A 26,979-nucleotide genomic window follows, 5' to 3' on the forward strand; every position below is an offset into this window, starting at 1 on the left:
TGGTCCTTTCGCTGGCTGCGCGGTTGCGCCGGGGCCCCCTACGCTGGAGGCGCGATGTTCAGGACCGATCCGCGCGACGCCGACGGCTGCCCGGCCGGTGAAGGGGAGACCGCGCCCACGATCCGGGAAGCCGGCGAGGCGGACGTCGCGAAACTGACGGCCGCGCTGGGTGGTGGCGAGTACTTCGCGAACCGGCTCGCGCGGCAGGCCGAGGGCCTCGGTGTGCTGCTCACGGCCTGGTGGGCGGGGCAGCCGGTGGGGGACCTTTACCTATGGCTCGAGGCCGCCGAGGAACGCGAGATCCGCATCCGCCTGCCCGGGGTGCCGCTGCTGATGCACCTGGAGGTGCTGCCGGCCGTGCGCAACCGCGGGGTCGGCGGGGCACTCGTGCGCGCGGCCGAGGAGCGGCTGACCGAGCGCGGGCACCGGCGCGGCGCGCTGGCCGTGCGCACGGACAACACCGACGCGGCCCGGCTGTACCGCCGCCTCGGGTATCGGGACTGGGGACACGGCACGGTCGTCTGCTACGCCGAGAACGTGCAGCCGGACGGCCGCACCGTGTCCGAAGCCGAGGTGTGCCACGTGTTCGTGAAGAACCTCTAGCCGTGCGGGATCGCTAGCTCCGCAGCACCAGTTCGCTGATGCCGAGCGTGCGGAACGCGTTGTCCACACCACCGGCCGTGTGCCGCTCGTCGAGGTCGGCGACGTGGGCACACCACGTCGCGCGGTCCTCTTGCCAGGCGCGCAGATAGCCGGCGCACAGCTCCGGCGTGAGCACGTTCTCGCTTTGGCGCAAGGCGGTGCGCAGCGCTTCGACCATCCGGTCGCGCCGGGCGAAATCGAGTCCGGCTGCTTCCTGCACCTGAAGCAGTGCCTTGCGGATGAAGTTCCGGCGCTGCTCCAGGAATTCGGCCCAGTACCCCTTGGTCGCGGCCGGGACACCGAGACCTCGGTCGAGCAGGGCGTAGACGCCTTCGGCGAGCGTGTCGCCCAGTTCTTCGTTCTCGGCGCGGATCAGGTTGTACGGGTCGTAGTCCGCCTGGAACGCGCTGCCGGTGAGCGCGGTGCGCCGCAACGCCTTGTCGCCCAGGAGGAAGAACCAGTCCTCGTTGTAGATGTCCGGGAAGAACGAGTCGAGGCACCGCTCGCCCACCACGAGCGCACCACCACCGACGAAGGTGTCCTGAAACCCGCCGGACTCGCGATAGGCGTGGCACACCACGGAGTTGTCCGGCATCCCGATGTTGTTCAGGCCGACGGCCACGTACTCGCCCAGCAGTCCCGCGGCCTCGCGCAGATCGGCGGGGCGGGGCAGCGCGATGTCGTCGTCGAGGAACAGCACCCGGTCCCAGCGCGCGAGGCCCGCGACCAGCAGGCCCACGTTGCGCTTGAGACTGGTGTCGGCACCGCGGAGCAGGTTGTGGTGCCGCAGCAGCTCGGTCGTGGCGAAGCGGGGCATGACGTGCCGGGGCAGGCCGTCGGTGTCGATCGCGAAGGCCTGCACTCCGGCCTCTTTCGCCGCCAGCACGACTCGGTCGGCTTTCGCCGCGTGGCTGCACAGCAGCAGTACCGGCGCGTCGAGCTCGCGGGCGATGGTCCAGGTATGGCTCAGTGCGTGCTCGTCACGACCGTTGGGCACCACGATGGCGTCCAGCGCCGCCTGGGGCCGGATACCGGCGTCGACCTCGGCCACCAGGTGCCGGTGGGTGGTGTGCTGCGCCGGCGCTCCGACAGCAGTGGTCATCTCAGCTCGTTTCTGGCCATTCGTGCAGCCGGTGCTCCGCCAGGGTCCAATCGGGGGTGAGTCCCTGGTTGTTGAAGATCGGCACGCGGCTGATGATGCTGAAGGAATCCGCGGCGGCGAATCGCGTGTCCAGGTGAGTCTGGTTGCGATCGCGGAACCGCGGGTCGGTGAGCGCTCGTACGGCGCCGAGGGTGCCCCGGCCGTACATCCCGTTGCACACGGTGACGGTGCGTTTGCGGTTGAGCGGGTTGACTCCGTGGTAGAAGAGCGCGACATCGCCGACGAGGGTGCCGTCGGGCGAGAACTTGGGGTCGAAGCGTTCGGTCGTCCCGTCGGCCCGCGTCACTTCGAACCCGCCCAGCTCGTCCTCGCCGGGGCCGCCGCGGCCGAGCTGGTTCACCGGCGCGTCGATCAGGTTGAGCAGGTCACGGGTCTGCGGGTTCCAGTCGACGCCGCCGAGGAGCACGAGGTGGGCCGTGTAGTCCTTGGGGCGCAGCGGGGAGGTGCTGTTCGTGGTGCGGAACGAGACGTTGCTGGCCGGGTTGCAGGCCCGGATGTGGCCGTACAGCTCGATCAGGGCGTCCGGGTCGGCGTAGCTGAAGAGGCGCGAGTAGTCGGGGTTGGCGGGGTCCGCGTACTCGATCCGCATGGCCGGGGGCAGCTGCGAATCGACGATCACGACGTCCTCGTTCGGCGGGAACCGCCAGAGGTTGCCCGGCGCGAATTCGGCCGAGCCGGTGCTCTCGTGGGTGCCGCCGCGCAGGTCGGTCAGCTCGGTGAGCAGGTCTTCGCGTCGCCGGTGCTCCTCGTCGGTCAGCTGCTCCTCGGACAAGACCTTGAAGCCCTGGCCCTCGACCGAGCGCCGAGTGGCGAAGAAGGTGGCGTACGCGTCGAGCCGGACCATCGGCGGGCTGGTCGGATTGCTGGAGTTCTCCCACGACGAAAGTAGCGCGTTGCTCACCCCGAACGCCTCGGCGAGCTGGCGCTGGGTGATGACCACACCCGCCCAGCTCTGCTTCCGCAGTGAGCGGAGGCGCTCGGCGAGGGCGGGGCTCGGCTGGGACACGACTTCAGACCCCTTCAGTGAACTTCACTGGAACGTGAGTGACGGCGATTGTACATCGGGGACGGCTGGTCAGCTCACCAGGCTCGCCGGGGCTGGTCAGGGTGGGTTTGAGGGGTTGTTCAGTTCGTCGCTCCGGCGAAGTTCTTAGTCAGAACTTAAGGAAGAGGCTCTGTTCAGCTGGTGGCTGAGCCTTTACAGTTGGATCTGTGGAAGTCTACTAGATTTCAGTAGTCACCTGAACAGCCACCTGAAAAAGGGGGTCTGGCATGGACACCACAGTGCTGCACGTGCCACTGCATCGGGCGATCGTGGTGGTCGACATCGAAGGGTCGACCACGCGCACCAACCCCGCCCGGGCCCGGCTGCGCGCGATTCTGTTCGACCTGCTCGACGAGGCGTTCCGCGCCGGCGGGATCGCGGAGGGGTCGAGAGACCCGTTCGTGGACCGCGGAGACGGCGCGTTGTGCCTGGTCCGGCCGGTCGACGAGGCGCCGAAGACGCTGCTGCTCGCCGGCGTGGTCCCCGCGCTCGAGGACCTCCTCGCGCGGCACAACGCCGAGAGACCCGACGAAGCTTTCCAGCTGCGCGTCGCGATCCACGCCGGCGAGGTGCACTACGACCTGCACGGCCCCTACGGCGAGGACGTCGACCTCGCCTGCCGGCTGCTCGACGCCCCCGAGGTGCGCCGCCGGCTGCGCGAGGCCGGACCGCTCGCGGTGGCGGTGTCCGAGGCCATCCACTGGTCGGTGGTCCGCCACGACTACGACGGGATCGACCCCACCGAGTTCACGCACTCGTTCCACGTGCGCGTGGGCGGCAAGCGGATGCGCGGCTGGCTGCGCACGACCGATTTCGCCGGCCTTCCCGGGGCGGGCCTCACCGCCTGACGAGCCCGGGAGGTGCGCGGTGGACACGACCGGATTCTGGCCGGCGCTGGGCGCGGCCGAGCGCGGCAAGGTCGCCGATCTCGCGGTGCGGCGCGCCTACCGCCGCGGCGACGTGGTGTGTCGCGAGGGCGACCACGCCGCCGTGGTGGTGCTCCTGCTGTCCGGGCACGTCCGCATCACCAACACCTCGTCCGACGGCCGCGAGGTCGTGCTCGCCGTGCGCGGCGCGGGCGACGTGGTCGGCGAACTCGGCGCCATCGACGGCGGTCCGCGGTCGGCGACCGTCGCGGCTCTGGACGATCTCGACGCCCTCGTGGTGCCGGCCCCGCGCTTCGCCGCGCTGTGCCGCCGCGAGCCTGCCATTTCGTGGGCCCTGTTGCTTGTGCTGGCCCAGCGCCTGCGCGACGTCGGCCGGCAACGGCTCGACGTCGGCGGTGGCACGATCACCCGTCGAGTCGCCGCGCAACTCATGCAGCTGGCGGTACAGCACGGCGTGCGCCGCGGTGACGACATCGTGATCGCGATCCCCGGAACCCAGGCCGAACTCGCCACGACCGCGGCGGTTTCGCGTGAGTCGTGGGCGCGGGTGACGCGGGAGCTGCGTCGCCTCGGCGTGGTCAGCACTTCGCGGGGTCAGGTCGTGGTCCACCAGTTCACCGAACTGGGCCGGCTCGCGCGCTGAGGTCCGCCGAACCCGTGCGCGGACGGGAAGTTGTGGTCATCGCTTCCGATTCCCGGGTCGGGTGTGCCTCGGTTTCGCTTCTGGTGCCACGAAACCGCGATCGAAGTTCTCGGGATGCGGAAGAATTGACCGGCGCCGCAGCGATTTCGGGTGAATCGAGTACGTGGCGGACCTGAAATCCGCGCTGCCTCAGTGGGTTCGGTGCCGCGCGTCCGGGAAACTCGGCCGAATTTTCTCCCACGACTTCTGCCGAACGTGTCAGCAGACACAGATTTCCTTGCACCACAGCGGAATCCTGGAGTCACACACCGAACAGGGAGGCAGCCATGGACCCGTTTCTCCCCGCCCCACAACCCATCCGCTGGCGTCGCGGAGTCTACGCGGCCGCGATCGTGATTCCGTTCACCGTGATCCAGGTGTGGGCGCTGCTGGTGCTGCTGAGCGTCGCCGATTTCACCGGCCTCGTGGCGCAAGCGGTTGTGGTGCTCGTGCTCGGGTCGGTGGTTTCGCTGGCCGTCGGGTGGCGGTGGGCGTGGCGGTTGGGCACCGAGAGGCGCCGGGCGCTCGAGATCAGGCGCGAGGTCGAGGCGTGGCGCGCCGCGGCGAGGGAGACGGTGGGGGCGGAGCGGGTGCCGGCCGGGCGGCGGTGGTGAGCGCGCTGGCGGCGGCCGCCGCCGCCGACGGGGGGTCGTCGGGGGTGGTGCTGGTGCTCGGGCTGGTCGTGTTCGTGCTGGTGATCAAGCTGGTGCGGCGGCTGGTCGGGTTCGTCGCGAAGACCGCCGCGCTCGCCGCGTCGCTCGCCGTCGTGGTGATGGCGGTCGGCGGGCTCGGGGGGCTCGCGACGTTGACGCTGGTGGCGATGCGCTGACACCCCTGAACCCGGTCCCGCGAACGGCGGGCACCGGGTTTTCCTTTACCCGCCCCCAAAAAAACTCAGCCGGCCAGCTGCTTCTTCACCTCCGCGGCCACGCGGCCACCCTCGGCGCGCCCCGCGACCTTCGGCTGCACGGCCTTCATCACGGCGCCCATGCCGGCCATCCCCGACGCCCCGGTCGAGGCCACCGCGTCCGTGACCAGTGCGGCCAGCTCGTCGTCCGAGAGCTGCGCCGGGAGATAGGCCTTCAGGAGCTCGGCTTCCGCGAGCTCCTTCTCGGCGGACTCGGCCCGCCCGGCGCCCGAGAACGCGTCGGCGGCGTCGCGGCGCTTCTTCACCTCACGCGTGATGATCTTCTGCACCTCGTCGTCGGAGAGCTCGCGGTGGCTCTCGCCCGCGGTCTCCTCGTAGCCGATCGCCGAGAGGGTGAGGCGCAGGGTCGCGGAGCGGAGCTGGTCGCGCGCCTTGATCGCGGTGGTGAGGTCGTCGTGGAGGGTCTGCTTGAGCGTGGTCATCCCCTGATCCTGGCACCACCGCCGCGCCGACGCGCGGGTCTTCTAGACTCGACCCGATGTCCGACCAGGTTGAACCCCTCCCGGAGGTGCGGTGATGAGGCTCGTTTTCGCCGGCACCCCCGAACCCGCCGTGCCGTCGTTGCGCGCCCTGCTCGAATCGGGACGCCACGAGATCGTCGCGGTGGTCACGCGGCCCGACGCCCAGGCCGGGCGCGGCCGCCACGTGGTGCGCTCGCCCGTCGGCGCGCTCGCCGACGAACACGGCATCGAGGTGCTCACGCCCGCGCGCGCCGGGGACCCCGCGTTCCTCGCGCGGCTCAAGGAGCTGGCGCCCGACGCGTGCCCCGTGGTCGCGTACGGTGCGCTGCTGCCGCAGAGCGCGCTCGACATCCCGGCGCACGGCTGGGTGAACCTGCACTTCTCGCTGCTGCCCGCGTGGCGTGGCGCCGCGCCCGTGCAGTCGGCGATCCGCGCCGGCGACGAGATCACCGGCGCCAGCACGTTCCGCATCGTGAAGGAGCTCGACGCCGGGCCGGTGTTCGGCGTCGTCACCGAGGCGATCCGCGCCACGGACACCTCCGGCGATCTGCTGGGCCGCCTCGCCGAGTCGGGCGCGCACCTGCTGCTGTCCACCATGGACGGCATCGAGGACGGCACGCTCAAGGCCGTCGAGCAGACCGTCGACGGCATGACGTACGCGCCGAAGGTCACGGTCGACGACGCGCGGGTGTCGTTCGCCGACCCGGCCGCGGCCGTCGACCGGCAGATCCGCGCGGTCACGCCGGAACCGGGTGCGTGGGCGGAATTCCGCGGCGAACGCTTCAAGCTGGGCCCCGTGACGGTGGTCGACGAACCGGGGCCGCCGCCGGGCGAGCTCGTGGTCGAGCGCAAACGCGTGCTCGTGGGCACGGCGACGAAACCGGTGCGGCTGGGCGAGGTCCAGGCATCGGGCAAGAAACGGATGGCGGCCACCGACTGGGCGCGCGGTACACGGATCGAAGAGGGAGAGCGCCTGCGGTGAACGAGCGTGGGGAACGGCGGCCGGCCAGGCCGCAGCGGGGCCGGCCGGCTCCGCGCAAGGAAGGACCGCGCCGTCCGCCGGAGGTCGATCCGGCCCGCCAGGTCGCGTTCGACGTCCTGCGTGCCGTGCGCGAGAAGGACGCGTACGCGAACCTCGTGCTGCCGCAGCTGCTTCGCGAACGCCGCATCTCCGGCCGCGACGCGGCGCTCGCCACGGAGCTCACGTACGGCGCTTCGCGGGCGCAGGGCCTGCTCGACGCCGTGATCGGCGCGTGCGCCGAGCGCCCGATCGAGAAGACCGACCCGGTGGTGCTCGACGCGCTGCGCCTGGGCGTCTACCAGCTGCTGCGCACGCGCATCCCGGAACACGCCGCCGTCGGGTCCACAGTGGACCTCGTGCGCGCGGAAGCCGGTTCGTGGGCCACGGGGTTCGCCAACGCGATCCTGCGCTCGGTGTCCGCAAAGGACGAAACGCAGTGGCTCGACGAGCTGGCGCCCGACGAGACGACGGACCCGATCGGCTCGTTCGCGCTGCGCACAGCGCACCCGCGCTGGGTCGCCCGGTCGTTCGCCGAAGCGCTGGGCGACAAGGGCGCGGAGCTGAAGGCGGCGCTGGAAGCCGACGACACCCGGCCCGAGGTGCACCTGGTCGCGCGCCCCGGTGAGATCAGCGCCGACGAGCTGGCCGCGATCACGGGCGGCGACGTCGCCCCGTACTCGCCCTACGGCGTGCGGCTGCCCGCCGGCGCCGGTGACCCCGCCGACGTCGAGCCGGTGCGCGAACGCCTCGCCGCCGTGCAGGACGAGGGCAGCCAGCTGTGCGCGATCGCCGCCACGAAGGTGCCGCTGGAAGGCCGCGACGAACGCTGGCTCGACCTCTGCGCCGGCCCCGGCGGCAAGGCCGCGCTGCTCGGCGCGCTCGCGGCGATCAGCGGCGCGACCGTGGACGCCGTGGAGAAGGCCCCGCACCGCGCGAAGCTCGTGGAGAACGCGACGCGCGGCCTGCCGGTGAAGGTGCACGTGGCCGACGGCCGCGAGTCCGGCCTCGAACCGGGCTTCGACCGCATCCTCGTCGACGCGCCGTGCAGCGGCCTCGGCGCGCTGCGGCGGCGGCCGGAAGCACGCTGGCGCCGCAAGCCCAGCGACGTCTCCGACCTCACCAAACTGCAGGGCGAGCTGCTCACGGCCGCCCTCGACCTGGTGCGCCCGGGCGGCGTGGTCACCTACGTGGTGTGCTCGCCGCACCTGGCCGAGACCGAGGGCGTGGTCGGCGAGATCGCGCGCCGCACCAAGACCGAGGTGCTCGACGCGCGCGAGTTCTTCCCCGGCGTGCCGCAGCTCGGCGACGGCCCGTACGTGCAGCTGTGGCCCCACCGCCACGGCACCGACGCGATGTTCTGCGCCACGCTGCGCAAACCGTGAGGGATCTTGGCCTGGTCGCGAGCTCGTGCGGGGGACTGGACACCCGGTTCACCGCCGAGCTCGCCCGCCCCGCCGCCACGCGGGGCTGGCGCCTCGCGGTCACGCTCACGCCCGTCGCCCACCGCTGGCTCGAGGCGACGGGCGGGCTGACCGAGCTCGCGGCCACCACCGACCTGCCGGTGCGCAGCGTCTCGCGCCTGCCCGGCGAGCCGCGGCCGCACCCGGACCCGGCGGTGTTCCTCTTCGCGCCCGCGTCGGCCAATTCCCTGGCCAAGCTCGCGCTGGGCATCGCCGACAACCAGGCCCTCACGCTGCTCGGCGACGTCCTCGGCGCGCCGGGCATCACGATCGTGGTGGCCTACCAGATCCAGGACACCCGGGTGCACCACCCGGCCTGGCAGCGCCACCTGGACACGCTGAAGTCCGCCGGCGTCCGCCTCCACCGGCTGGACCCGCGCCGCCCCTGGTCCGAAGTCCTGGACCTGCTGCCCGGTACCTGAGCCCCGGGTAGCCCTGGCAGCCCGGGCACGAAAAACGGGTGCGCCTCCGCGAAGGAGACGCACCCGTTCGGCGAAAGTCAGCGCAGGTGCAGAGCGCGCTTCAGCGTCGAGAACAGGTCGGTCTGGTTGGTGAGCCCGACGATGTTCGCGGCCTGCGGCCCGTAGCCCGCGATGCGGACCTGGGTGCCGGTGTGCGACTGCGAGCCGCCCGTCTCCGCGGTGCCGTAGGCGAGGGTCATGTTCGAGCCTTCGTTGGTGATCAGCGTGGCGGTGAGGCCCGGGGTGGCGGTGGGCTCCACGATCTGGCTGCTGTGTCCGTGGTCGGCCGTGACCAGCACGAGGGTGTCGCGGTGGCTGCGGGCGTACGCCATGGCCGCGGCGATCGCGGAGTCCATGTCGATCGTCTCGCCGATCTGGCCGCACGGGTCGGCCGCGTGGTCCTGCTTGTCGATGCTGGCGCCCTCGACCTGCAGGAAGAAGCCCTTGTCACTGTGGCGGTCGTCGAGCAGCTCGATCGCCTTGCGGGTCTGGTCGGCGAGCTTCGGCTGGGTCTTCGGCAGCGCCGCGTTCGGCGTGCAGCGGCTCGGCTTGGTGCCGCCGTGGACCGCGGCCGGGCCGGTCCAGTTCACCGGCAGGTTGTTCGGCGCGAACAGGCCGAGCACCGGCTTGCCCTTCTTCGCCTTCGCCAGGTCCGCGGCGGTGTTCACGACGTTGTAGCCGGCCGCCTTCGCCTGGTCCAGCACGGTCTTGCCCTTGAACTTGCCGGCCGTCACCTTCTGGTCGAAGAAGGCCGCGCCGCCGCCGAGCAGCACGTCGGGACGGGTCTGCACGAGCTGCTCGGAGATCGAGCCGGCGCCGCCGTTCTCCTTGGCGTTCACGGCGCACTTGGCGGTGGTCTCCACCGGGCCCTTGCAGTCGCGGCCGACCACGTGCGAGCCGAGCACGGCCGGGGTCGCGTCCTGGACCTCGGAGGTGGTCACGTCGCCGGTGCGCAGGCCGCCGCGCTTGGCCAGCTCGAGGATCGTCGGCACGGGGTTGCCGTACGCGTCGACCGAGATCGCGCCGTTGTAGGTCTTGGTGCCGGTGGCCCAGCCGGTGCCGGACGCGGCCGAGTCGGTCACGTAGTTCGGCTTGCCGGGGTTGTTCTGCTCCACGGCGTACGTGGTGTAGTCGCCGGTCAGCGGCAGCTCGTCCATCGCGAGCCGGCCGGCCGCGCCGCGCTCGTAGTTGCGGGCCGAGGTGATCTCCGACTGGCCCATGCCGTCGCCGATGAAGAGGATCACGTTGCGCGCGGTGCCGCCCTCGATCGCGTTGCGCACTTCCTGCGTGCGGTCGCCCGTGGACGCGGTGCGCGCGGCGGTGTCCGACGTGTCCTGTGCCGCCAGTGCGACCGGGGCCGCGGCGATCAGCGCGGCGCCGAGCGCGCCCGCGGTCAGCCACCCGCGGCGGCCGGCGAAGAGCGTTCTCATGCAGTTTCTCCTCGGAAGGGGATTAATCCGGAAACTCCGGCTCGGGCTATTAGTCCTGGCGCATGTGTTCCAGGCGCATCATCCGCATGAGCGCTGAATGTCCGAAAGGAGAACAACGGCCCCTCGCGGCCGGTTCACGTCGGTGAACAGGGCCGACCTAGACTCGGGACGTGGCCGACCGACCCCTCATCGCACCCAGCATCCTGTCCGCGGACTTCGCCCGGCTCGGCGAGGAGATCGCGGCGATCGCACGGCCGGGGGAGACCCGCGCCGACTGGGTCCACGTCGACGTGATGGACGCGCACTTCGTGCCCAACCTGACCCTGGGGCTGCCGGTGGTGCAGTCGCTGATCAAGTCCACCGACGTGCCGCTCGACTGCCACCTGATGATCGACGACCCGGACCGCTGGGCGATCGGTTACGCCGAGGCCGGCGCCTACAACGTCACCGTGCACGTGGAAGCCGCGAACGACCCGGTGATGCTCGCGAAGAACCTGCGCGCGGCCGGGGCCAAGGCCGGCCTGTCGATCAAGCCCGGCACGCCGCTCGAGCCCCACGTCGACACCCTCAAGCACTACGACACGTTGCTCGTGATGTCCGTGGAGCCCGGCTTCGGCGGCCAGTCGTTCATGCCCGACGTGCTGGAGAAGGTGCGCACCGCGCGCCGCCTGGTCGACACCGGCCACCTCAAGCTCGTGGTGGAGATCGACGGCGGGATCAACGCCGAGACGATCGAGCAGGCCGCCGAGGCCGGCGTCGATTGCTTCGTGGCCGGGTCCGCCGTCTACGGTGCGGACGATCCCGGCCGCGCGGTCGCGGCGCTGCGGGAACAGGCGGCGCGCAGCCGCCGGGACTGACCCCCGTGCCCCGGGAAACAACGGGGCCGGCGCGGGTGTTGGATGGTGGGATCACCGGGTTCGCACGGTGACGGCGGCGAGGAGGCAGCAGCAGTGTTCACCGGCATTGTCGAGGAGATCGGCGAAGTCACCGCGGTCGAGCAGGGCACGAACATGGCCCGGCTCACGGTGCGTGGTCCTCTGGTCACGTCGGACGCGGCCCACGGCGACTCGATCGCCGTCAGTGGCGTCTGTCTCACGGTAGTCACCTCGTCCGAGGGTACGTTCACGGTCGATGTGGTGAACGAGACACTCGTGCGTTCCAGCCTCGCCAAGGTCGCCGTGGGCGACGCCGTGAACCTCGAGCGCGCCACCCCCGCGGGCGGCCGGCTCGGCGGGCACATCATGCAGGGTCACGTCGACGGCACCGGGGTGTTCCTGTCCCGCGACGACACCGGGGTGACCACGTTCGCCCTGCCCACGGGCCTGGCGAAGTACGTCGTGGAGAAGGGCTCGATCGCCGTCGACGGCGTCTCGCTCACCGTGGCGTCGATCACCGACGAGCAGTTCTCCGTGGCGCTGATCCCCACCACGCTCGAGGCCACCACGCTGGGCCGCCGCGTCGCCGGCGACCTCGTGAACCTCGAAGTGGACGTGGTCGCGAAGTACGTCGAGAAGCTGGCGACCCCACATCTGGCCGCGAGCGCGCACAATGTGTGACGTTCGGTCGGACGGTACGAAGGAGCAGCCGTGAGCGAGACGAGGGCGGCCGAGCCGCGGACGGGCTGGACGCCCTGCGGCGCCGGCACGGTGTTCGACGCCGACGCCATCGAGGCGGCGATCGCGGACATCGCGGCGGGCCGCGCGGTGGTCGTGGTCGACGACGAGGATCGTGAGAACGAAGGCGATCTGATCTTCGCCGCGGAGAAGGCGACGCCGGAGTTGCTGGCGTTCATGGTCCGCTACACCTCGGGTTACGTGTGCGTGGCGCTGACCGAGGCCGAGGCCGACCGCCTCGACCTGCCGCCGATGTACCACACGAACCAGGACGTGCGGGGCACCGCGTACAGCGTCACGGTCGACGCCGCCGAGGGCATCACCACGGGCATCTCGGCCGCCGACCGCGCACGCACGATGCGCCTGCTGGCCGACCCGGCCGCGTCCGCGAAGGACTTCCGCCGCCCCGGTCACGTCGTGCCGCTGCGCGCGAAGGAGGGCGGCGTGATGCGCCGCCCCGGCCACACCGAGGCCGCGGTGGACCTGGCCCGCATGGCCGGGCTCAACCCCGCCGGCGTGCTCTGCGAGATCGTGTCGCAGAAGGACGAGGGCGACATGGCGCGCCGCGACGAGCTCGAGGTGTTCGCCGCCGACCACGACCTGCGCGTGATCACGATCGCCGACCTCATCGCCTACCGCCGCCGCACCGAGAAGCAGGTGGAGCGAGTAGCCGAGGCCCGCATCCCGCTGGCGGCGGGCACGTTCCGCGCGGTCGGGTACGACAGCCTGCTCGACGGCATCGAGCACGTGGCCTTCGTCTACGGCGAGATCGGCGACGGCGAGGACATCCTCGTGCGCGTGCACTCCGAGTGCCTCACCGGCGACGTCTTCGGCTCGCTGCGCTGCGACTGCGGTCCGCAGCTGGAAGCCGCGCTGCAGGCCGTGGCCGACGAGGGCCGCGGAGTCGTGCTCTACATCCGCGGCCACGAAGGCCGCGGCATCGGGCTGCTGCACAAGCTGCAGGCCTACCAGCTGCAGGACGCCGGCGCGGACACCGTCGACGCGAACCTCGCGCTCGGCGTCCCGGCCGACGCCCGCGACTACGGCACCGGCGCGCAGATCCTGTGCGACCTCGGCGTGCGCTCGATGCGGCTGCTCACGAACAACCCGGCCAAGCGCGTCGGTCTCGAGGGCTACGGCCTGCGGGTGAGCGGCCGCGTGCCGCTGCCCATCTCGCCGAACCCCGAGAACCTGCGGTACCTGCGCACGAAGCGCGACCGCATGGGTCACGACCTCGCGCAGCTGGAGCACTACGAACAGGTGGGTGCCGCCGAGCAGGCGGAGAAGGGGACAACACCCGATGAGCGGTGAGGGACGGCCCGAGTTCGAGCTCGACCTGAGCGACTGCAAGGCGCTGAAGCTCGGCATCGTGGCCACGCGGTGGAACGCGGACATCACCGAGAAGCTGCTGGAGCGCGCGCTGGCCGCCGCGAAGGAAGCGGAGCTCGAGGAGGAGCCGACCGTGGTCCACGTGGCCGGCGCCGTGGAGCTGCCGGTGGTCGTGCAGGCCCTGGCCCGCCACCACGACGCGGTCGTGGCGCTCGGGGTGGTGATCCGCGGCGAGACCCCGCACTTCGACTACGTGTGCGACTCGGTCACCGCGGGTCTCACGCGCGTGGCGCTCGACGAGAGCACCCCCGTGGGCAACGGCGTGCTGACCGTGAACGACGAGCAGCAGGCGCTCGACCGCTCGGGCCAGCCGGGGTCCAAAGAGGACAAGGGCTACGAGGCCACGGTCGCGGCGCTCGACACCGCCCACGTGCTGCGCGGCCTGCGCCAGCCGTGGACCGAGCGGGGATTCGTGTGAGCCCCGCCGTGACCGAGCAGGAGACGACCCTGGTGGTCCGCCCGCGCCGCGCGCTGCTGATGTGCAGCGTGCTGGCCGTGCTGCTGCTGGTGGTGTTCGTGGTGGTCGCGATCCTGCTGCGCAGCTCGCACACCGGCGTGGTCTTCGAGAAGTCCGACCAGGTCGCGATGATCGGCATCGGCGTGCTGCTCTCGCTGGGCACGATGCTGTTCGCCAACGCGCGCGTGCGCGCCGACGCGACGGGCATCGAGGTCCGCAACGTGATCACCACGCGCCGCTTCCTCTGGCGCGACGTGCTGTCCGTCAGCTTCCCCGACGGTGCTTCGTGGGCCCGCCTGGAGCTGCCGGACGACGAGTACTTCTCTGTGATGGCCGTGCAGGCCGTGGACCGCGAGCGGGCCGTGCTGGCCGTGCGCGCGCTGCGCAAGCTGCACAAGGCGGCCACTTCCTGAGTTCTGCCCGCTGAGAGTTTCCGAAAGAGCCGCCCGGACGCACTGCCGTCCGGGCGGCTCTTTCGGGAAACCTCAGCGGGCCGGCGTCAGAGGTCGAGGTCGACCACGATCGGCGCGTGGTCCGAGGGACCCTTGCCCTTGCGGGCTTCCCGGTCCACATAGGAATCCCGGACGGCGCCGGCGAAGGGCGTGTTGGCGTACACGAGGTCGATGCGCATGCCGCGGTTGTTGGGGAAGTTCCCGGCGCGGTAGTCCCAGTACGTGAACGGGTGGTCGTACTTCAGCGGGCGCGGGAAGACGTCGGTGAGACCGAGGTCGCGCAGCCGGGCCAGCGCCGCGCGTTCGGGTTCGGTCACGTGGGTGGAGCCGTCGAACAGCGACCGGTCCCACACGTCGGCGTCGGTGGGGGCCACGTTGAAGTCGCCGAGCACGGCGAAGGGGGTGTCGGCGAGCTCGGCCGCCACGGTCGTGCGCAGCGCTTCGAGCCATTCGAGCTTGTACGCGTAGTGCGGGTTGTCGGGCTCGCGGCCGTTGGGCACGTACACCGACCACACGCGCACACCACCGCAGGTGGCGCCGACGGCCCGCGCTTCGGTGGCGCCGTCGAACTGTGGCTCACCGGTGAGGCCGCGCACCACGTTGTCGAGGCCCACGCGCGAGACGATCGCGACGCCGTTCCAGCGGCCGAGACCGTAGGCGGCCACCTCGTACCCAAGAGCTTTCACCTCGTCGGCCGGGAACGCCTCGGTGGTGTTCTTCAGCTCCTGCAGGCAGAGCACGTCGGGTGCCGAGTGTTCGAGCCAGTCGAGCACTCGCGGCAGCCGCGGCACGATCGAGTTGACGTTCCAGGTCGCGATCCTCACGACCGCCAGGATAGGGGTGCGTGGCCCGGGGCACCCGGCCACGCACCCCCGCTTCGGGGTCGGCGTCCCTGATCAGACGCCCGCGGTGCTGCGGATCCACGAGCGGCTGGTGGCGACGCTCGCGTAGTTGTTGGTGCCGCGGGTGTTCGTGCCGCTCTGGTTCTGCACGGTCGACGCGACGCCGACCTGCACGCCACCGCTGACCTCGGGCCCGCCCGAGTCGCCCTTCCAGGCCGAGCCGTTGATCCCGACGCTCTGGATCGCGCGCCCGCCGTAGGCGTCGGTCGAGCGGCCGGTGACCTGCACGTTGGCGACCTTCAGCGCGGACGCGGGCGGGCCGGTCGGGGTCGTGCGGCCCCAGCCGTAGAGCTGGTTGGTGCTGCCGGTGGCCGGGTCGGCGCTGCCGAGGGCGATCGGCGTCGCGGAGGTGGCCTGCGCGAGGTGCAGCAGCGCGATGTCGCCGTTGGGCGACTCGGCCTCGCGGTCGACGGCGATCTTGGTGCCGCCGAAGAGCGTGTTGGTGCCCACGCGCACGTACATGCCGCTGCCGTCTTCGTCGAGGCAGTGCACGGCCGTCATCACCCAGCGCGACGCGATGACCGTGCCGGAGCAGTTGAAGCCCTGGAAGTCGCGGCCCGGGGTGTTCACGTACACCTGGGCGCCCCAGCTCACGGCGGGTGCGGTGCCGCCGCCCACGATGTTCGTCTGCGCGGTGGCGGCGGTGCCGCCGGCCAGGGTCAGCGTGGCCATCGTGGCCGCCGCGGCGGTGGCCGCGGCGGCGAAACGGATGCTTCTCAAGGCGAGTTCCTTTCGGTGGGGACCGGAAGCGCCGGGTCTCGGCTGGAACGGACGGTAATCAGCGCGTCACCCGGCCGGGAACCGACGAAGGTCGCTCGTGTCCGAATCACCCGACTTCCGTCGGGTCCGGGGCGCGCTCAGGGTGTCCGTGCCGCACTGGCTCGGGCACTCGTGCCGCACTAGCCGGGCGCCCGTGGGCCGCTGCACACCGGGGGCTCGCAAAGTTGTCGGGGCCGCGCCATAGGCTGGGTGGGTGGCTGACCCGACCACCTACCGTCCCTCGCCGGGGAGCATCCCGGATGCCCCTGGCGTGTACAAGTTCCGCGACGCCGCCAAGCGGGTCATCTACGTCGGCAAGGCCAAGAGCCTGCGCAGCAGGCTGAACTCCTACTTCGCCGACCTCATGGGCCTGCACCCGCGCACGCGCCAGATGGTCACCACGGCCGCGAGCGTCGAGTGGACCGTGGTCACCACCGAGGTCGAGGCGCTGCAGCTCGAGTACAACTGGATCAAGGAGTTCGACCCGCGGTTCAACGTCCGCTACCGCGACGACAAGAGCTACCCGATGCTCGCGGTCACGTTGAACGAGGAGTTCCCGCGCCTGCACGTGTACCGCGGCGCGCGCAAGAAGGGCGTGCGCTACTTCGGCCCGTACTCCCACGCCTGGGCCATCCGCGAGACGCTCGACCTGCTGCTGCGCGTGTTCCCGGCGCGCACCTGCTCGGCGGGAGTGTTCCGGCGCCACGGCCAGATCGGCCGGCCCTGCCTGCTCGGCTACATCGACAAGTGCTCGGCGCCGTGCGTCGGGCGGGTCACCGCCGACGAGCATCGCGGCATCGTCGAGGACTTCTGCGACTTCCTCGCCGGGCGCACCGACGCCATGATCCGGCGCCTGGAACGCGAGATGGCCGCCGCGTCGGACGAGCTCGAGTTCGAACGCGCCGCGCGGCTGCGCGACGACCTCGGTGCCCTGCGGCGCGCGATGGAGAAGCAGGCGGTGGTGTTCGGCGACGGCACCGACGCCGACGTGGTCGCCTTCGCCCACGACGAGCTGGAAGCGGCCGTGCAGGTGTTCCACGTGCGCGGCGGGCGCGTGCGCGGGCAGCGCGGCTGGATCATCGACAAGGCCGAGGAAATGGCCGTGCCGGATCTGGTCGACCAGTTCATCACGCAGTTCTACGGCGAGGAGTCCGACCGCGCGGCACGCGACGGCCTCGACGCGGGCCCGGTCGTGCCGCGTGAGGTGATCGTGCCGGAGCTGCCGGCCGACGCCGAGGCGCTCGGCGAGTGGCTCTCGGCGATGCGCGGCTCGCGCGTGCGCGTGCGCGTGGCGCAGCGCGGGGACAAGAAGGCGCTGGCCGAAACCGTGGAACGCAACGCGGGGGAGGCGTTCACCCAGCACAAGCTGCGCCGCGCCGGTGACCTCACCGCGCGGTCGGCGGCGCTGCAGGAGCTGCAGGACTTCCTCGCGCTCGACAGTGCGCCGCTGCGCATCGAGTGCATCGACATCAGCCACATCCAGGGCAGTGACGTGGTCGCGTCCCTGGTGGTGTTCGAGGACGGGCTCGCGCGCAAGTCGGAGTACCGGCGCTTCGCGTTGCGTGAGGCGGCGGAAGAGGGCGACGTAGCGTCGATCGCGGAGGTCGTGCGACGCCGGTTCCACCGCTACCTCAAGGAGACGGCGGAAACCGCGCAAGCCGCCGAGACGGCCGGGGACCTCGACGGCGCCGACGACATCGACAGCACTGACGGTATCGACGGCTCTGATGGCACCGATGGCATCGACGGCACGGCCGGCGTCGGCAACAGCGCCGCGGACACCCCCGGTGGCACCGACAGCGCGGCTGACGACGGCGCCATCGAACCCACCCGTCCCGGCATCGACCCGGACACCGGCCGCCCGCGCAAGTTCGCCTACCCGCCCAACCTGCTCGTGGTCGACGGCGCGGGCCCGCAGGCCACGGCGGCGGCCGACGTGCTGGCGGAGCTGGGCATCACCGACATCGCAGTGGTGGGGCTCGCGAAGCGGCTCGAAGAGGTCTGGCTGCCGGCCGACCCCGACCCGGTGATCCTGCCGCGCACGTCCGAAGCGCTGTACCTGTTGCAGCGCCTGCGTGACGAGGCCCACCGCTTCGCCATCCGCTACCACCGCGAGAAGCGGTCCAAGCGGCTGTCGGCGTCCGAATTGGACAGTGTGCCCGGGCTGGGGCAGGCTCGGCGCACCGCGCTGATCAAGCACTTCGGCTCGGTGAAGAAGCTCAAGCAAGCCAGGGTCGAGGAGATCGAGGCGGTGCCCGGCTTCGGCAGGCGCACCGCGGAGGCCGTGGTGGCGGCACTGGCCGGGGAGACCGGTGCCGGTTCGGGAGGGGACAAGGGGTCGTGATCGGGGAAGGAACCATCGTGAGTGCGCAAGAGGACAACCGGGGAACCGGGATGGAGGTCGCCGTCGTCAGCGGCCTGTCGGGAGCGGGACGGTCGACCGCGGCGAAGTGCCTGGAGGACCTGGGCTGGTTCGTCGTGGACAACCTGCCGCCGGAGCTCATCGCCACCATGGTCGAGCTGGGTGCGCAGGCGCGCGGCGCGATCACCAAGGTGGCCGTGGTGATGGACGTGCGCTCGCGCGCGTTCACCGACGACCTGGCCTCGGTGATCAAGGACCTCGACGCACGCGGGTACAAGCCGCGCGTGCTGTTCCTGGAGGCCACCGACGCGGTGCTGGTGCGCCGCTTCGAGGCGGTGCGCCGCGGGCACCCGATGCAGGGTGACGGCCGCCTCGCCGACGGCATCACCGCCGAGCGCCGGCTGCTGGCGCCGCTGCGCGAGGAAGCCGACCTGGTGCTCGACACGTCCGCCCTGTCGGTGCACGACCTGCGGGCGAAAATAGAGGATGCCTTCGGCTCCGAAGCGAGCACGCAGACGCGCGTGACCGTGCTGTCGTTCGGCTACAAGTACGGCCTGCCGATGGACTCCGACCTGGTGATGGACGTGCGGTTCCTGCCGAACCCGTTCTGGATCCCCGAGCTGCGCGAGCACACGGGGCTCGACGGCGAGGTGCGCAACTACGTGCTCTCTCAGGAGGGCGCGGAAGAGTTCCTCGACCGCTACCACCAGCTGCTGCGCCTCATCGGCGCCGGGTACAAGCGCGAGGGCAAGCGGTACCTCACGCTCGCCGTCGGCTGCACGGGCGGGAAGCACCGCAGCGTCGCGATCTCGGAGGAGCTCGCGCACCGACTGTCCAAGGAGGACGGAATGGCCGTGAAGGTGGTGCACCGCGACCTTGGCCGTGAGTGACGTACGCGCGGTCGCGCTCGGCGGCGGACACGGCCTGCACGCCACGCTCTCGGCGTTGCGGCGGGTCACCAAGGACGTCACGGCGGTGGTCACCGTCGCCGACGACGGGGGCTCTTCGGGGCGCCTTCGCCGCGAGCTGGGGCTGCTGCCGCCAGGCGACCTGAGGCAGGCCTTCGCGGCGTTCGCGGCGGAGGACGGCGGCACGCTGTGGGCGGAGGTCTTCCAGCACCGCTTCGGGGGCGACGGCGCGCTGGCCGGCCACGCGGTGGGCAACCTGCTGCTGGCCGGCCTGTTCGAGGTGCTCGGCGATCCCGTGGCGGCGCTCGACGAAGCGAGCCGCCTGACGGGGATTTCCGGCCGGGTGCTGCCGATGTCGCCGGAACCGCTCGAGATCGAGGCGGAGGTGAGCGGGCTCGACAGCGAGGACCCGGGCGCGGTCCGCCGCATCCGCGGGCAGGTCGCCGTGGCGAGCACCCCGGGCCAGGTGCACCGCATCAGCCTGCACCCGGTCGGGCGCCAGCCGCGGCCGCCGCACGGCTGCGTGGAGGCCATCGAGGCCGTGCTCGCGGCCGACGTGGTGTTCCTCGGGCCGGGCTCGTGGTTCACCAGCGTGCTGCCGCACGTGCTCGTGCCGGATCTGTACGACGCGCTCGTGCGGACCACGGCGACGAAGGTGGTGGTTCTCAACCTTGTCCCCCAGCCGGGGGAAACTGCCGGGTTCTCGCCGGAGCGGCATCTCGACGTACTCTTCGAACACGCCCCCGCGCTGCGGGTCGACGCCGTGATCGCGGACCGCGATTCCGTGCCGGACCCGGCAAGTCTGCGCCGGGCGGCGTTGCGGCTGGGCGGCCGCGCCCATCTGGGGGCGGTGGCCGACCCGGTCGTGGAGGGACGGCATGATCCTGATGCGCTCGCCCGGTGCATGCGAGAGGCTCTCGGCCTCGACGGGGGACACCACGGGCACCGTGGCTGACGGCGGGCGCGCAGCGGAAGGCAGGAGGGGCAGTACATGGCGATGACCGCCGCGGTGAAGGACGAACTGAGCAGGCTCGAGATCACGAAGATCGGGCCACGCCGGGCGGAGGTCGCTTCGCTGCTTCGCTTCGCCGGTGGGCTGCACATCGTGGCCGGGCGCGTGGTGGTGGAGGCCGAGCTCGACACGGGCTCGGTGGCGCGGCGCCTGCGCAAGGAGATCCACGAGCTCTACGGCCACCAGTCCGACGTGCACGTGATCACCGCCAGCGGCGGCCTCCGCAAGGGCACGCGCTACGTCGTGCGCGTGGTGAAGGACGGCGAAGGCCTCGCCCGCCAGACCGGGCTGATCGACCAGCGCGGCCGGCCCGTGCGCGGCCTGCCGGCCGCCGTGGTGTCCGGCGGTGTCGCCGACGCCGAAGCAGCGTGGCGCGGCGCGTTCCTCGCCCACGGTTCGCTCACCGAACCCGGCCGGTCCTCGTCGCTCGAGGTCACCTGTCCGGGCCCGGAAGCCGCGCTCGCCCTCGTCGGTGCGGCGCGCCGCATGGGCATCCAGGCGAAGTCGCGTGAGGTCCGCGGCGCCGACCGCGTGGTCGTGCGCGACGGCGACGCCATCGGTGCGCTTCTCACGCGCCTCGGCGCCCACTCCAGCGTGCTGCAGTGGGAGGAACGGCGCATGCGCCGCGAGGTCCGCGCCACCGCCAACCGCCTCGCCAACTTCGACGACGCCAACCTCCGCCGCTCGGCCCGCGCCGCCGTCGCGGCCGCCGCCCGCGTCGAGCGCGCCCTCGACATCCTCGGCGCCACCGCCCCCGACCACCTCCTGGCCGCCGGCAAGCTGCGCCTCTCCAACCGCCAGGCGTCCCTGGAGGAACTGGGCCAGCTCTCGGACCCGCAGATGACGAAGGACGCGGTCGCCGGTCGCATCCGCCGTCTGCTCGCGATGGCGGACAAGCGGGCGAAGGACCTGAACATCCCGGACACCGAATCCGCGGTGACGCCGGAGATGCTGGAGGACGAGGAGGCGTAAGCCTCTCGGATTTCCGGTTGGGTCGCGCGATCGTCGGGTCGGGCTTGGCAGTGGTGTGTTCGGCCGCTGGAGCTTAGGTGCGGTCACGGGCAGCGGGGTGTCCGGGGCTGCCGGCCGTGCCCTGACCCGTCGGGCTTTCCGAGGTCGAGCCGTGACGTCGCACGGACTCCTGGCGCGCCGAGGTTTCGGATGGCGAGCGAGGAGGCCTGAGCGGCCTAGGCCTTGCGTTGTCGAGGCAGCTTCAGCTCGGTGATCAGCGCGCGCAACCACGGTTGGGCGATCGCCGGTTCCTTCACCATCGTGCGCACGAGCCGGTCGCGCACGGCGGCGGTGCGGCCGGCCGCGACAACCGCGAGGGCCTCGGCGAGAGCTTCCCGGGTTTTGTCGTCGTGCCGGGGCGCGCGGGCGTCGTCGTCGGTCCAGCGGCGGCGCGTGAACGAGCGGGTGAGTTTCGGCTGGGTGTCGCCGAAGTAGTGCCAGACGGAGCCGGCGAGGGAGACGTTGCGGACGGCGCCGGACGTCAGGTCGGCGATCTCGGGTGTGTTCTGGTGCCAGCGCCAGGTCTGGGGGCTCGGCTCGTGGCGCCACGTGATGCCGATGAGCCGCAGCCGCCGCCGCACCTCCACCCAGGCGACGCCGTCGTCCTCGGACCACGCCCGCAGAAGCGAGAGCAGCGTCGCGAACGTGCCCCCGGAGGACACGAGGTCCGTGAACACCACCGGCGGGCCGCCGGCGGCGAGAGCGGCGGGGGAGAGGCCGCCGTCGGCGAAGTTGGCGCGCAGCTGCGCCGTTTCGGCCGGCGTGAGCGGGCCGAGCAGCGGATTGTCCACCAGCCCCAGCGAAAGCGGCAGCAACCGCAGCCGGCCGCGGTCGGTCAGCGCGCCGCTCAGCAGGTCGTACACGCTGTCAGCGGACCGGCCGACGAAGTACAGGTCGCCGTCTTCGCTGCGCGCGAGCACCTTCGCGGCGCAGTCGGTGAGCTCGCGCAGGAACCACAGCTCGGGCGCCCCGCTCGGCAGGGCCCCGAGCCGGTCCGGGCGCACGAGATCCCAGCGGTACGGGCGGTTCGGTTCGGTCACCCTTCCAGGACACCATGCGCCGCAACCGATTTGAGCTGCGAAAACGGGTTGCGGACGGCACGCGATGCTGATCCGCCGGGCCGCGGCTCACTCACCTACCGGCTCGCGACGACGTGACCCGCCACCGCGTCGCTCTGCTGCTGGGGTGACCAGCCCGGCGGACCGAACACGTACCCGGCCCGCTCGCGCCACGACCCGGCGCGCCGCAGATCGCGCAGGATCGAGCCGTACTCGTGGAAGCCGACCTTCAGCAGGTTGTGGGTCCGGATGTTCGTGGTCAGGCCGTACGTCGGGCGTTTGCCTTCCGGCACGAAGCTGCGGAAGAGCCGGTCCCAGACGATCAGGATGCCGCCGTAGTTCGCGTCGAGGTATTCGGCGTCGCTGCCGTGGTGCACGCGGTGGTGCGAGGGGGTGTTGAACACGTACTCGAACCAGCGCGGCAGCCGTCCGATCTTCTCGGTGTGCACGAAGAACTGGTACACGAGGTCGATCGACAGGCCCGTGAGGATCAGCCACGGCGGGATCCCGCACAGGGCGAGCACGGACCAGAACGGCAGCTGGAAGTACGGGGTCCACTTCTGCCGCAACGCGGTGGAGAAGTTGTAGTGCTCGCTCGAATGGTGCACCTGGTGCCCGGCCCACAGCAGCCGCACGCGGTGGCTCGCGCGGTGGTAGGCGTAGAACACGAGCTCCTGGCCCAGCAGCATGAGCACCCACGTCCACCAGTCGCGCGGGTCGAACTTCACCGGCGCCAGCTCGAACAGCACGGCGAACACCACCAGCATCACGAGCCGGAACAGCGCGTTCACGCCGAGCGCGACCGTGCCCATCAGCATGCTCGTGCGGGTGTCGGCGGCGCTGTAGCCCACCACGTCGTCGTCGTGGCCGAGCACGTGCACCGCGACGATCTCGACGGCCACGAACAGCAGGAACACCGGGATCGCGTACAGCACCGGATCACGCAGGTGCGCCAGGAAGTCGGCCACGTCGTCTCCTTCGCCGGGGAACTGACTTTAAGGTAACTTACTCTCAGGTCACTTACGGTAGGCTCTTCCTCGTGACAAGGTCAAGGGCCGTCGGGACGAAGGGTGTGCCGCGCGGCGAGCGCGAGTCGCAGATCCTCGTGGCGGGCACGGAGGAGTTCGGCCGGGCGGGGTACGCGGGCGCGTCGATGGTGGAGATCGCGCGCCGCGTGGGGGTCACGAAACCCTTGCTGTACCAGTACTTCGGCTCGAAAGAGGGCCTGTACCTCGCGTGCCTGCACCGCGCCGGCGACCGGCTCACCGAAGGCGTGGCCGAGACCATGGCCGCCGGCGGTGAGCCCGACCGCATGCCGCTCGCGGTGCTGGCGGCGATCTTCGCGACCTTCGACCACGACCGCTACGCCTGGAAGCTCCTGCGCGACCCCACGGTGCCCGCCGCCGGCGACATCGCCGCCGCGGCCGCGGACTACCGCGAACGGCTCGACGCGTTCGCCGTCGTCGGCGCCGGCGAGCTGCTCGGCTCGCGCGGCCTGGCCGACCCGCTCGACGTGGACGCCGTGGCGCACGTGTGGACCGGGGTCGTGGACTCCCTCATCGGCTGGTGGATCGACCGACCCGGCGAAACGGCCGGCGCGATGACCGACCGCTGCGCCCGTGTGATGGCCGCACTGTTCGGCTGGTGATACGAGCGAGCCGGGACTCGAAGTCGCTGTCACCCAGGGGCAGTGTCGCTCGGGACCACTGTGGACATACGGCGCGACCGGGACGACCGGCGCCGCTTCGTGCGTCCTACCCTGGTTGAGGGGGTGTTCGCGCAGGTGACCCGTTCAAACCTGTTCAGTCCGGTGCGGTCTGGACCGGTCCGAAACGGGTCCAGATCCCCCGGGGGACGGCTCCGGGGGACGCCGTTCGGCCCGATCGGTGATCCGCTCGACCGTGCCGCGGCGCCGGTACTCGGGCTCGACGTGCACGTGTTCCAGGACACCGGTGCGGTCCAGCGGGCACACGGTCATTGTCGCGACGCCGATGGGCTGGGAGCTGAGGTGGAGCTCGATTCGGCCGGGCGACCCCGCGACGGGCGGCCGTGCGACGAGTTGGAGGCCTTGACCGTCGGCCTCGTCCGGCGACTTCTGCTCGTACGCGGGGTCGATGACGGCCCACTGATGGACGCGTTGGCCGTCGGTTTCGCACCTCTGGTAGTGCAGGGAATGCAGCTGAAGGGCGGTGATCCACGAGAACGAGCCGTGTTCGGCGACAGTGTGCTGGCGTGGGCACGACGTGGGTGCGTGGATGACGAGATTGCCGGCCGGGCGCAGCTCGTGCCACAGCGCAGGGCGCACAGCCACGTCCTCGGGGCCGAACTCGCTGCGCGCGCCGGACCGGCGCTTCGGGCTCTCATCGAACATGTGTTCGATATTAGCGCGATGCGGATAGTGGCGGCCTTCGGCGCGGTTTGCTGATGTTCCGCGCATCGGGACGCTGTAACCGGAGGCGCCGACGATGGCGAAGGACTGGTCTGATCGGTGGTCTAAACCTATTGGGTGCAGTAACGAAATGTCAGCGTTAACCCTGAATAGGGTGACTATTCATGCTGTCGATCACAGCCCTCTGGTGGATGTGTCGTCACCCTCTGTCGTGATCAACTCGTTGGGCTCGTGAGTCGATCACGAACTTCTGCACCATTTCGAGAGGGGAAAACAATGAGGTTGAGTCGTGCCCGCATGATCGCTGCGTCCGCAGTCGTCGCATCGGCTGGTCTCCTGGGGAGCCTTGCCACGACACCGGCCGCCACCGCTGCGGAAGCGTCGTCCGGCTGGACGACCATCACTGACGATGCCGGCCAGACGTTCAGCTACAACGACGGCGTCCAGGCCAACTCGATCAACAGCGGGACCTTCACGTTCACCGCGGACTTCAACGCGCGCCTGGAATCCCGCCACTACACGACGCCGAACTTCGGGACCCACCGCGTCTTCCTGGGGCCGGCTGCTCACTGCACCCGCGGCGAAACCATCACGGTTGAACTTTGGGCCGAAGCATTCCCTGGAGACGCGAACCTCGGCAGTCGAAACTTGTCGTGCGCTTCCGGCGGTACCGCAGTGTTCGACAACATCTCGCCGGACACCTTCTACTTCGTGCTGACCGCCGGTTCGTTCGGTGTCACGCCGAACCGCACGCTCTCTGGCGACGTCACGTACCCGTGATGCAGCGCTAAACGAGTGCCGGAAAAAGTGCGGTGATGTGGGCGGGCAGCGCAACCGGGCTGCCCGCCCACCTGCATCACTGAGTGACCGCGACTCGACCGCTGGCCTGATCGATCGCCGCAACAGGTCCCCGCCACCACCGCATCGTGATCCATGCACCGAGCAGGGCGCCAAGGGTATTGAGGATGACGTCGTCGGTCGCGCTCACCCGACCCACGTGCAGAACCGCCTGGAGTACCTCGATCACCACCGACACCGCCAACGCTGCGATCGTCACCGTGACCAGAGACCGGCACCATCGCATTCGCAGCGGGGCCAACGCACCCATCGGCACAAACATCAACAGGTTGCCCAGGATCTGGAAAGCCGCCGACTGTGCAGGTGTGGAGCCCTTCGCTCCGAACAGTGTGCCGATCTCGGAGCCTGGGGTCAGGCTGATCATGCTGCGATTCGCAAGCCCCGGGATCGGGATCAAGACCAGGTAGAGCACTACGAGCACGGAAAGAACAAGGATCACGTCCAGGATCGCCGACACCCAAGCCTGCTTGCGGGGACTGCTGCGAGCGCGCCTGGATGCCACTGCCCAGGCGATCAAAGCGCCGAGGACGACGAGAATCAACGCCAAGGGCAGTGCATTACCGAACGTGCGCCATAGCTGTTGCATGACTACCTCCCACCGTGAGCTGTCACTGTCCCATCGCTCACGGTGACCTGCCTACCGGACATGCCGAGGCGAAGTCGATCAGGCAAAACAGAATTCGGCGGACTTCCCACTCACCGGTCTACGCCACGAAGCCCACGCCACGACACATGCCGCATTCGGCCGTCGCGGGTCCAAGCCCGGAACGCGACCTCGCCGAGGAGCTTGGGCTCGACCCAGTGCGTCCCGAGCGCGTACTCGGGCGGGATGGGGTCGGGGAACGGGCTGGTCGAACGCGGGATCACGCGCAGGAGCTTCACCAGGTCCTTGAGTGCCTGCTGGGAGAAGCCGGACCCGACGTCACCGACAAGCCGCAGCCGGCCGTGTTCGTCGCGTGTGCCGAGCACGAGACTGCCGAGCGAGTCTGTGCGGGTGCTGCGTCCAGAGCGCCAACCGCAGATCACGACGTCGAGGGTGTCGATCAGGGGCCGCTTGATCCAGCTGTGCGAACGCTGGCCGGGCAGGTATGGGGATCGGACAGCCTTCGCGACGATGCCCTCCAAGTGCTGCGTGCGCGCGATCGTGAGGAGCTTCTCCGGGTCGACGTCGCGGTAGGCCGGCGTGATCACAGCATTCGGCGAGTCGGACGGTGTGAGCCCTTCGAGCAGCTCGCGACGCCGCTCGTACGGCTCGCGCAACAGCATCCGCCGGCCGAGCATGAGCAGATCGAAGGCGTAGAACACGGCCGGGTGGGTCTTGAGCAACTCCCGGCGGGGCCGGAGCTGGTGGCGCACCTGGATCAGGCTGAAGTCCGGCCGGCCCTTCTCGTTGAGCACCACGATCTCTCCGTCGAGCACGCCCATCCCGCCGAGTGCATCGGCGAAGGCCCCGTACAGCTCCGGGAACGACAACGTCAGGTCGTTGCCGTTGCGGCTGGTGAGTTTCGTGACACCTTCGGCCCGACCCGCAGGCATGCGCGAAATCCGTCCCACTTCCACTCGTACGACCAGCCGGGCGACGTGGGGACAGCGCCGTCGACCGCGAGCATGGGTTCGATGGCATACGGCA

At 70.8% G+C, this 26,979-nt stretch carries 30 protein-coding genes; 19 read left to right on the forward strand and 11 right to left on the reverse strand.

All coding sequences use genetic code 11. The features are described from left to right. The first annotated feature begins 54 nt into the window (after positions 1–54). Positions 55–603, forward strand: coding sequence for a GNAT family N-acetyltransferase (locus tag VSH64_RS03120; RefSeq protein WP_326833922.1), 549 nt, complete (start codon positions 55–57; stop codon positions 601–603). Between the two features lie 13 nt (positions 604–616). Here the strand turns inward: VSH64_RS03120 and VSH64_RS03125 are convergent, their stop codons facing one another. Then, positions 617–1,744 carry a hypothetical protein gene (locus VSH64_RS03125; RefSeq protein ID WP_326833923.1) on the reverse strand — a complete coding sequence of 376 codons (1,128 nt, stop codon included), beginning with the start codon at positions 1,742–1,744 and terminating at the stop codon, positions 617–619. Position 1,745: 1 nt separating this feature from the next. Further along, positions 1,746–2,810 (reverse strand): helix-turn-helix domain-containing protein, encoded by a 1,065-nt coding sequence (locus tag VSH64_RS03130; protein WP_326833924.1) that lies wholly within the window; start codon positions 2,808–2,810, stop codon positions 1,746–1,748. Positions 2,811–3,076: 266 nt separating this feature from the next. On the opposite strand from VSH64_RS03130, the gene VSH64_RS03135 reads away from it, so the two are divergent. The 4 genes from VSH64_RS03135 to VSH64_RS03150 all read left to right on the forward strand — a co-directional run bounded on the left by VSH64_RS03135 (position 3,077) and on the right by VSH64_RS03150 (position 5,247). Next, positions 3,077–3,697 carry a nucleotidyl cyclase domain-containing protein gene (locus tag VSH64_RS03135; protein WP_326833925.1) on the forward strand — a complete coding sequence of 207 codons (621 nt, stop codon included), beginning with the start codon at positions 3,077–3,079 and terminating at the stop codon, positions 3,695–3,697. 19 nt (positions 3,698–3,716) lie between these two features. Then, complete coding sequence (locus tag VSH64_RS03140) at positions 3,717–4,379, forward strand: Crp/Fnr family transcriptional regulator (protein WP_326833926.1); 663 nt, start codon at positions 3,717–3,719, stop codon at positions 4,377–4,379. Between the two features lie 326 nt (positions 4,380–4,705). Then, entirely contained in the window at positions 4,706–5,032 is a 327-nt protein-coding gene (locus VSH64_RS03145) for a hypothetical protein (RefSeq protein WP_326833927.1), read from the forward strand. Beyond that, positions 5,029–5,247, forward strand: coding sequence for a hypothetical protein (locus tag VSH64_RS03150; RefSeq protein ID WP_326833928.1), 219 nt, complete (start codon positions 5,029–5,031; stop codon positions 5,245–5,247). Before VSH64_RS03145 ends, VSH64_RS03150 begins: the two co-directional genes overlap by 4 nt. Before the next feature lie 65 nt (positions 5,248–5,312). Here the strand turns inward: VSH64_RS03150 and VSH64_RS03155 are convergent, their stop codons facing one another. Continuing rightward, on the reverse strand, positions 5,313–5,768 hold the full coding sequence (locus tag VSH64_RS03155) for a GatB/YqeY domain-containing protein (RefSeq protein WP_326833929.1): 456 nt from the start codon (positions 5,766–5,768) through the stop codon (positions 5,313–5,315). A gap of 94 nt (positions 5,769–5,862) precedes the next feature. On the opposite strand from VSH64_RS03155, the gene fmt reads away from it, so the two are divergent. From fmt to VSH64_RS03170, 3 genes are read left to right on the forward strand one after another with little or no spacing between them, the layout of a single operon-like run. Next, positions 5,863–6,789: a methionyl-tRNA formyltransferase gene (fmt, locus tag VSH64_RS03160; RefSeq protein ID WP_326833930.1), complete on the forward strand. Its 927-nt coding sequence runs from the start codon at positions 5,863–5,865 to the stop codon at positions 6,787–6,789. Continuing rightward, on the forward strand, positions 6,786–8,210 hold the full coding sequence (locus tag VSH64_RS03165; RefSeq protein ID WP_326833931.1) for an RsmB/NOP family class I SAM-dependent RNA methyltransferase: 1,425 nt from the start codon (positions 6,786–6,788) through the stop codon (positions 8,208–8,210). Before fmt ends, VSH64_RS03165 begins: the two co-directional genes overlap by 4 nt. Further along, positions 8,207–8,710 (forward strand): flavoprotein, encoded by a 504-nt coding sequence (locus tag VSH64_RS03170; RefSeq protein ID WP_326833932.1) that lies wholly within the window; start codon positions 8,207–8,209, stop codon positions 8,708–8,710. Before VSH64_RS03165 ends, VSH64_RS03170 begins: the two co-directional genes overlap by 4 nt. A 77-nt stretch (positions 8,711–8,787) precedes the next feature. Here VSH64_RS03170 and phoA read toward each other — a convergent pair whose 3' ends face one another. Beyond that, a complete protein-coding gene (gene phoA, locus VSH64_RS03175; protein ID WP_326833933.1) occupies positions 8,788–10,179 on the reverse strand; it encodes an alkaline phosphatase in 1,392 nt (463 codons plus the stop codon). A 170-nt stretch (positions 10,180–10,349) separates the two neighbouring features. On the opposite strand from phoA, the gene rpe reads away from it, so the two are divergent. From rpe to VSH64_RS03200, 5 genes are all read left to right on the forward strand, one after another. Continuing rightward, entirely contained in the window at positions 10,350–11,036 is a 687-nt protein-coding gene (gene rpe, locus VSH64_RS03180; RefSeq protein WP_326833934.1) for a ribulose-phosphate 3-epimerase, read from the forward strand. Between the two features lie 93 nt (positions 11,037–11,129). Beyond that, positions 11,130–11,735: a riboflavin synthase gene (locus VSH64_RS03185; RefSeq protein ID WP_326833935.1), complete on the forward strand. Its 606-nt coding sequence runs from the start codon at positions 11,130–11,132 to the stop codon at positions 11,733–11,735. 90 nt (positions 11,736–11,825) lie between these two features. Then, on the forward strand, positions 11,826–13,103 hold the full coding sequence (locus VSH64_RS03190; protein WP_326837891.1) for a bifunctional 3,4-dihydroxy-2-butanone-4-phosphate synthase/GTP cyclohydrolase II: 1,278 nt from the start codon (positions 11,826–11,828) through the stop codon (positions 13,101–13,103). After that, positions 13,093–13,599: a 6,7-dimethyl-8-ribityllumazine synthase gene (ribH, locus tag VSH64_RS03195; protein WP_326833936.1), complete on the forward strand. Its 507-nt coding sequence runs from the start codon at positions 13,093–13,095 to the stop codon at positions 13,597–13,599. The genes VSH64_RS03190 and ribH overlap by 11 nt, the downstream gene beginning before the upstream one ends. A 59-nt stretch (positions 13,600–13,658) precedes the next feature. Beyond that, a complete protein-coding gene (locus VSH64_RS03200; protein ID WP_326837892.1) occupies positions 13,659–14,051 on the forward strand; it encodes a PH domain-containing protein in 393 nt (130 codons plus the stop codon). Positions 14,052–14,137: 86 nt separating this feature from the next. On the opposite strand, the gene VSH64_RS03205 is transcribed toward VSH64_RS03200, so the two are convergent. Continuing rightward, entirely contained in the window at positions 14,138–14,914 is a 777-nt protein-coding gene (locus VSH64_RS03205; protein ID WP_326833937.1) for an exodeoxyribonuclease III, read from the reverse strand. A 72-nt stretch (positions 14,915–14,986) separates the two neighbouring features. After that, positions 14,987–15,664, reverse strand: coding sequence for a S1 family peptidase (locus tag VSH64_RS03210; protein WP_326837893.1), 678 nt, complete (start codon positions 15,662–15,664; stop codon positions 14,987–14,989). A 301-nt stretch (positions 15,665–15,965) separates the two neighbouring features. On the opposite strand from VSH64_RS03210, the gene uvrC reads away from it, so the two are divergent. The 4 genes from uvrC to whiA are packed head-to-tail and all read left to right on the forward strand — an operon-like array spanning position 15,966 to position 21,005. Beyond that, positions 15,966–18,095 carry an excinuclease ABC subunit UvrC gene (uvrC, locus tag VSH64_RS03215; RefSeq protein WP_326833938.1) on the forward strand — a complete coding sequence of 710 codons (2,130 nt, stop codon included), beginning with the start codon at positions 15,966–15,968 and terminating at the stop codon, positions 18,093–18,095. A gap of 50 nt (positions 18,096–18,145) precedes the next feature. After that, positions 18,146–19,003, forward strand: a complete 858-nt coding sequence (rapZ, locus tag VSH64_RS03220; protein ID WP_220247526.1) for an RNase adapter RapZ — start codon at positions 18,146–18,148, stop codon at positions 19,001–19,003. Beyond that, positions 18,990–19,976, forward strand: coding sequence for a gluconeogenesis factor YvcK family protein (locus tag VSH64_RS03225; protein ID WP_326833939.1), 987 nt, complete (start codon positions 18,990–18,992; stop codon positions 19,974–19,976). The genes rapZ and VSH64_RS03225 overlap by 14 nt, the downstream gene beginning before the upstream one ends. 36 nt (positions 19,977–20,012) lie before the next feature. Then, a complete protein-coding gene (whiA, locus tag VSH64_RS03230) occupies positions 20,013–21,005 on the forward strand; it encodes a DNA-binding protein WhiA (protein ID WP_326833940.1) in 993 nt (330 codons plus the stop codon). A gap of 215 nt (positions 21,006–21,220) precedes the next feature. Here the strand turns inward: whiA and VSH64_RS03235 are convergent, their stop codons facing one another. Beyond that, a complete protein-coding gene (locus VSH64_RS03235; protein ID WP_326833941.1) occupies positions 21,221–22,084 on the reverse strand; it encodes a hypothetical protein in 864 nt (287 codons plus the stop codon). A gap of 95 nt (positions 22,085–22,179) precedes the next feature. Beyond that, positions 22,180–23,070, reverse strand: coding sequence for a sterol desaturase family protein (locus VSH64_RS03240; protein WP_326833942.1), 891 nt, complete (start codon positions 23,068–23,070; stop codon positions 22,180–22,182). A gap of 71 nt (positions 23,071–23,141) precedes the next feature. Between VSH64_RS03240 and VSH64_RS03245 the strand changes: the two genes are divergently transcribed. Continuing rightward, on the forward strand, positions 23,142–23,750 hold the full coding sequence (locus VSH64_RS03245) for a TetR/AcrR family transcriptional regulator (protein ID WP_326833943.1): 609 nt from the start codon (positions 23,142–23,144) through the stop codon (positions 23,748–23,750). Between the two features lie 144 nt (positions 23,751–23,894). Here the strand turns inward: VSH64_RS03245 and VSH64_RS03250 are convergent, their stop codons facing one another. After that, on the reverse strand, positions 23,895–24,539 hold the full coding sequence (locus VSH64_RS03250; protein ID WP_326833944.1) for an N-acetyltransferase: 645 nt from the start codon (positions 24,537–24,539) through the stop codon (positions 23,895–23,897). A gap of 249 nt (positions 24,540–24,788) precedes the next feature. Here VSH64_RS03250 and VSH64_RS03255 point away from each other — a divergent pair, with 249 nt between their 5' ends. Then, on the forward strand, positions 24,789–25,271 hold the full coding sequence (locus VSH64_RS03255; protein WP_326833945.1) for a hypothetical protein: 483 nt from the start codon (positions 24,789–24,791) through the stop codon (positions 25,269–25,271). 76 nt (positions 25,272–25,347) lie between these two features. Here VSH64_RS03255 and VSH64_RS03260 read toward each other — a convergent pair whose 3' ends face one another. After that, positions 25,348–25,935, reverse strand: coding sequence for a VanZ family protein (locus VSH64_RS03260; protein WP_326833946.1), 588 nt, complete (start codon positions 25,933–25,935; stop codon positions 25,348–25,350). A gap of 110 nt (positions 25,936–26,045) precedes the next feature. After that, positions 26,046–26,885 (reverse strand): ATP-dependent DNA ligase, encoded by an 840-nt coding sequence (locus tag VSH64_RS03265; RefSeq protein WP_326833947.1) that lies wholly within the window; start codon positions 26,883–26,885, stop codon positions 26,046–26,048. Positions 26,886–26,979 lie beyond the last annotated feature (94 nt).

The sequence above is a fragment of the Amycolatopsis rhabdoformis genome, from assembly GCF_035918295.1.
GTDB classification, from domain to species: Bacteria; Actinomycetota; Actinomycetes; order Mycobacteriales; family Pseudonocardiaceae; genus Amycolatopsis; species Amycolatopsis rhabdoformis.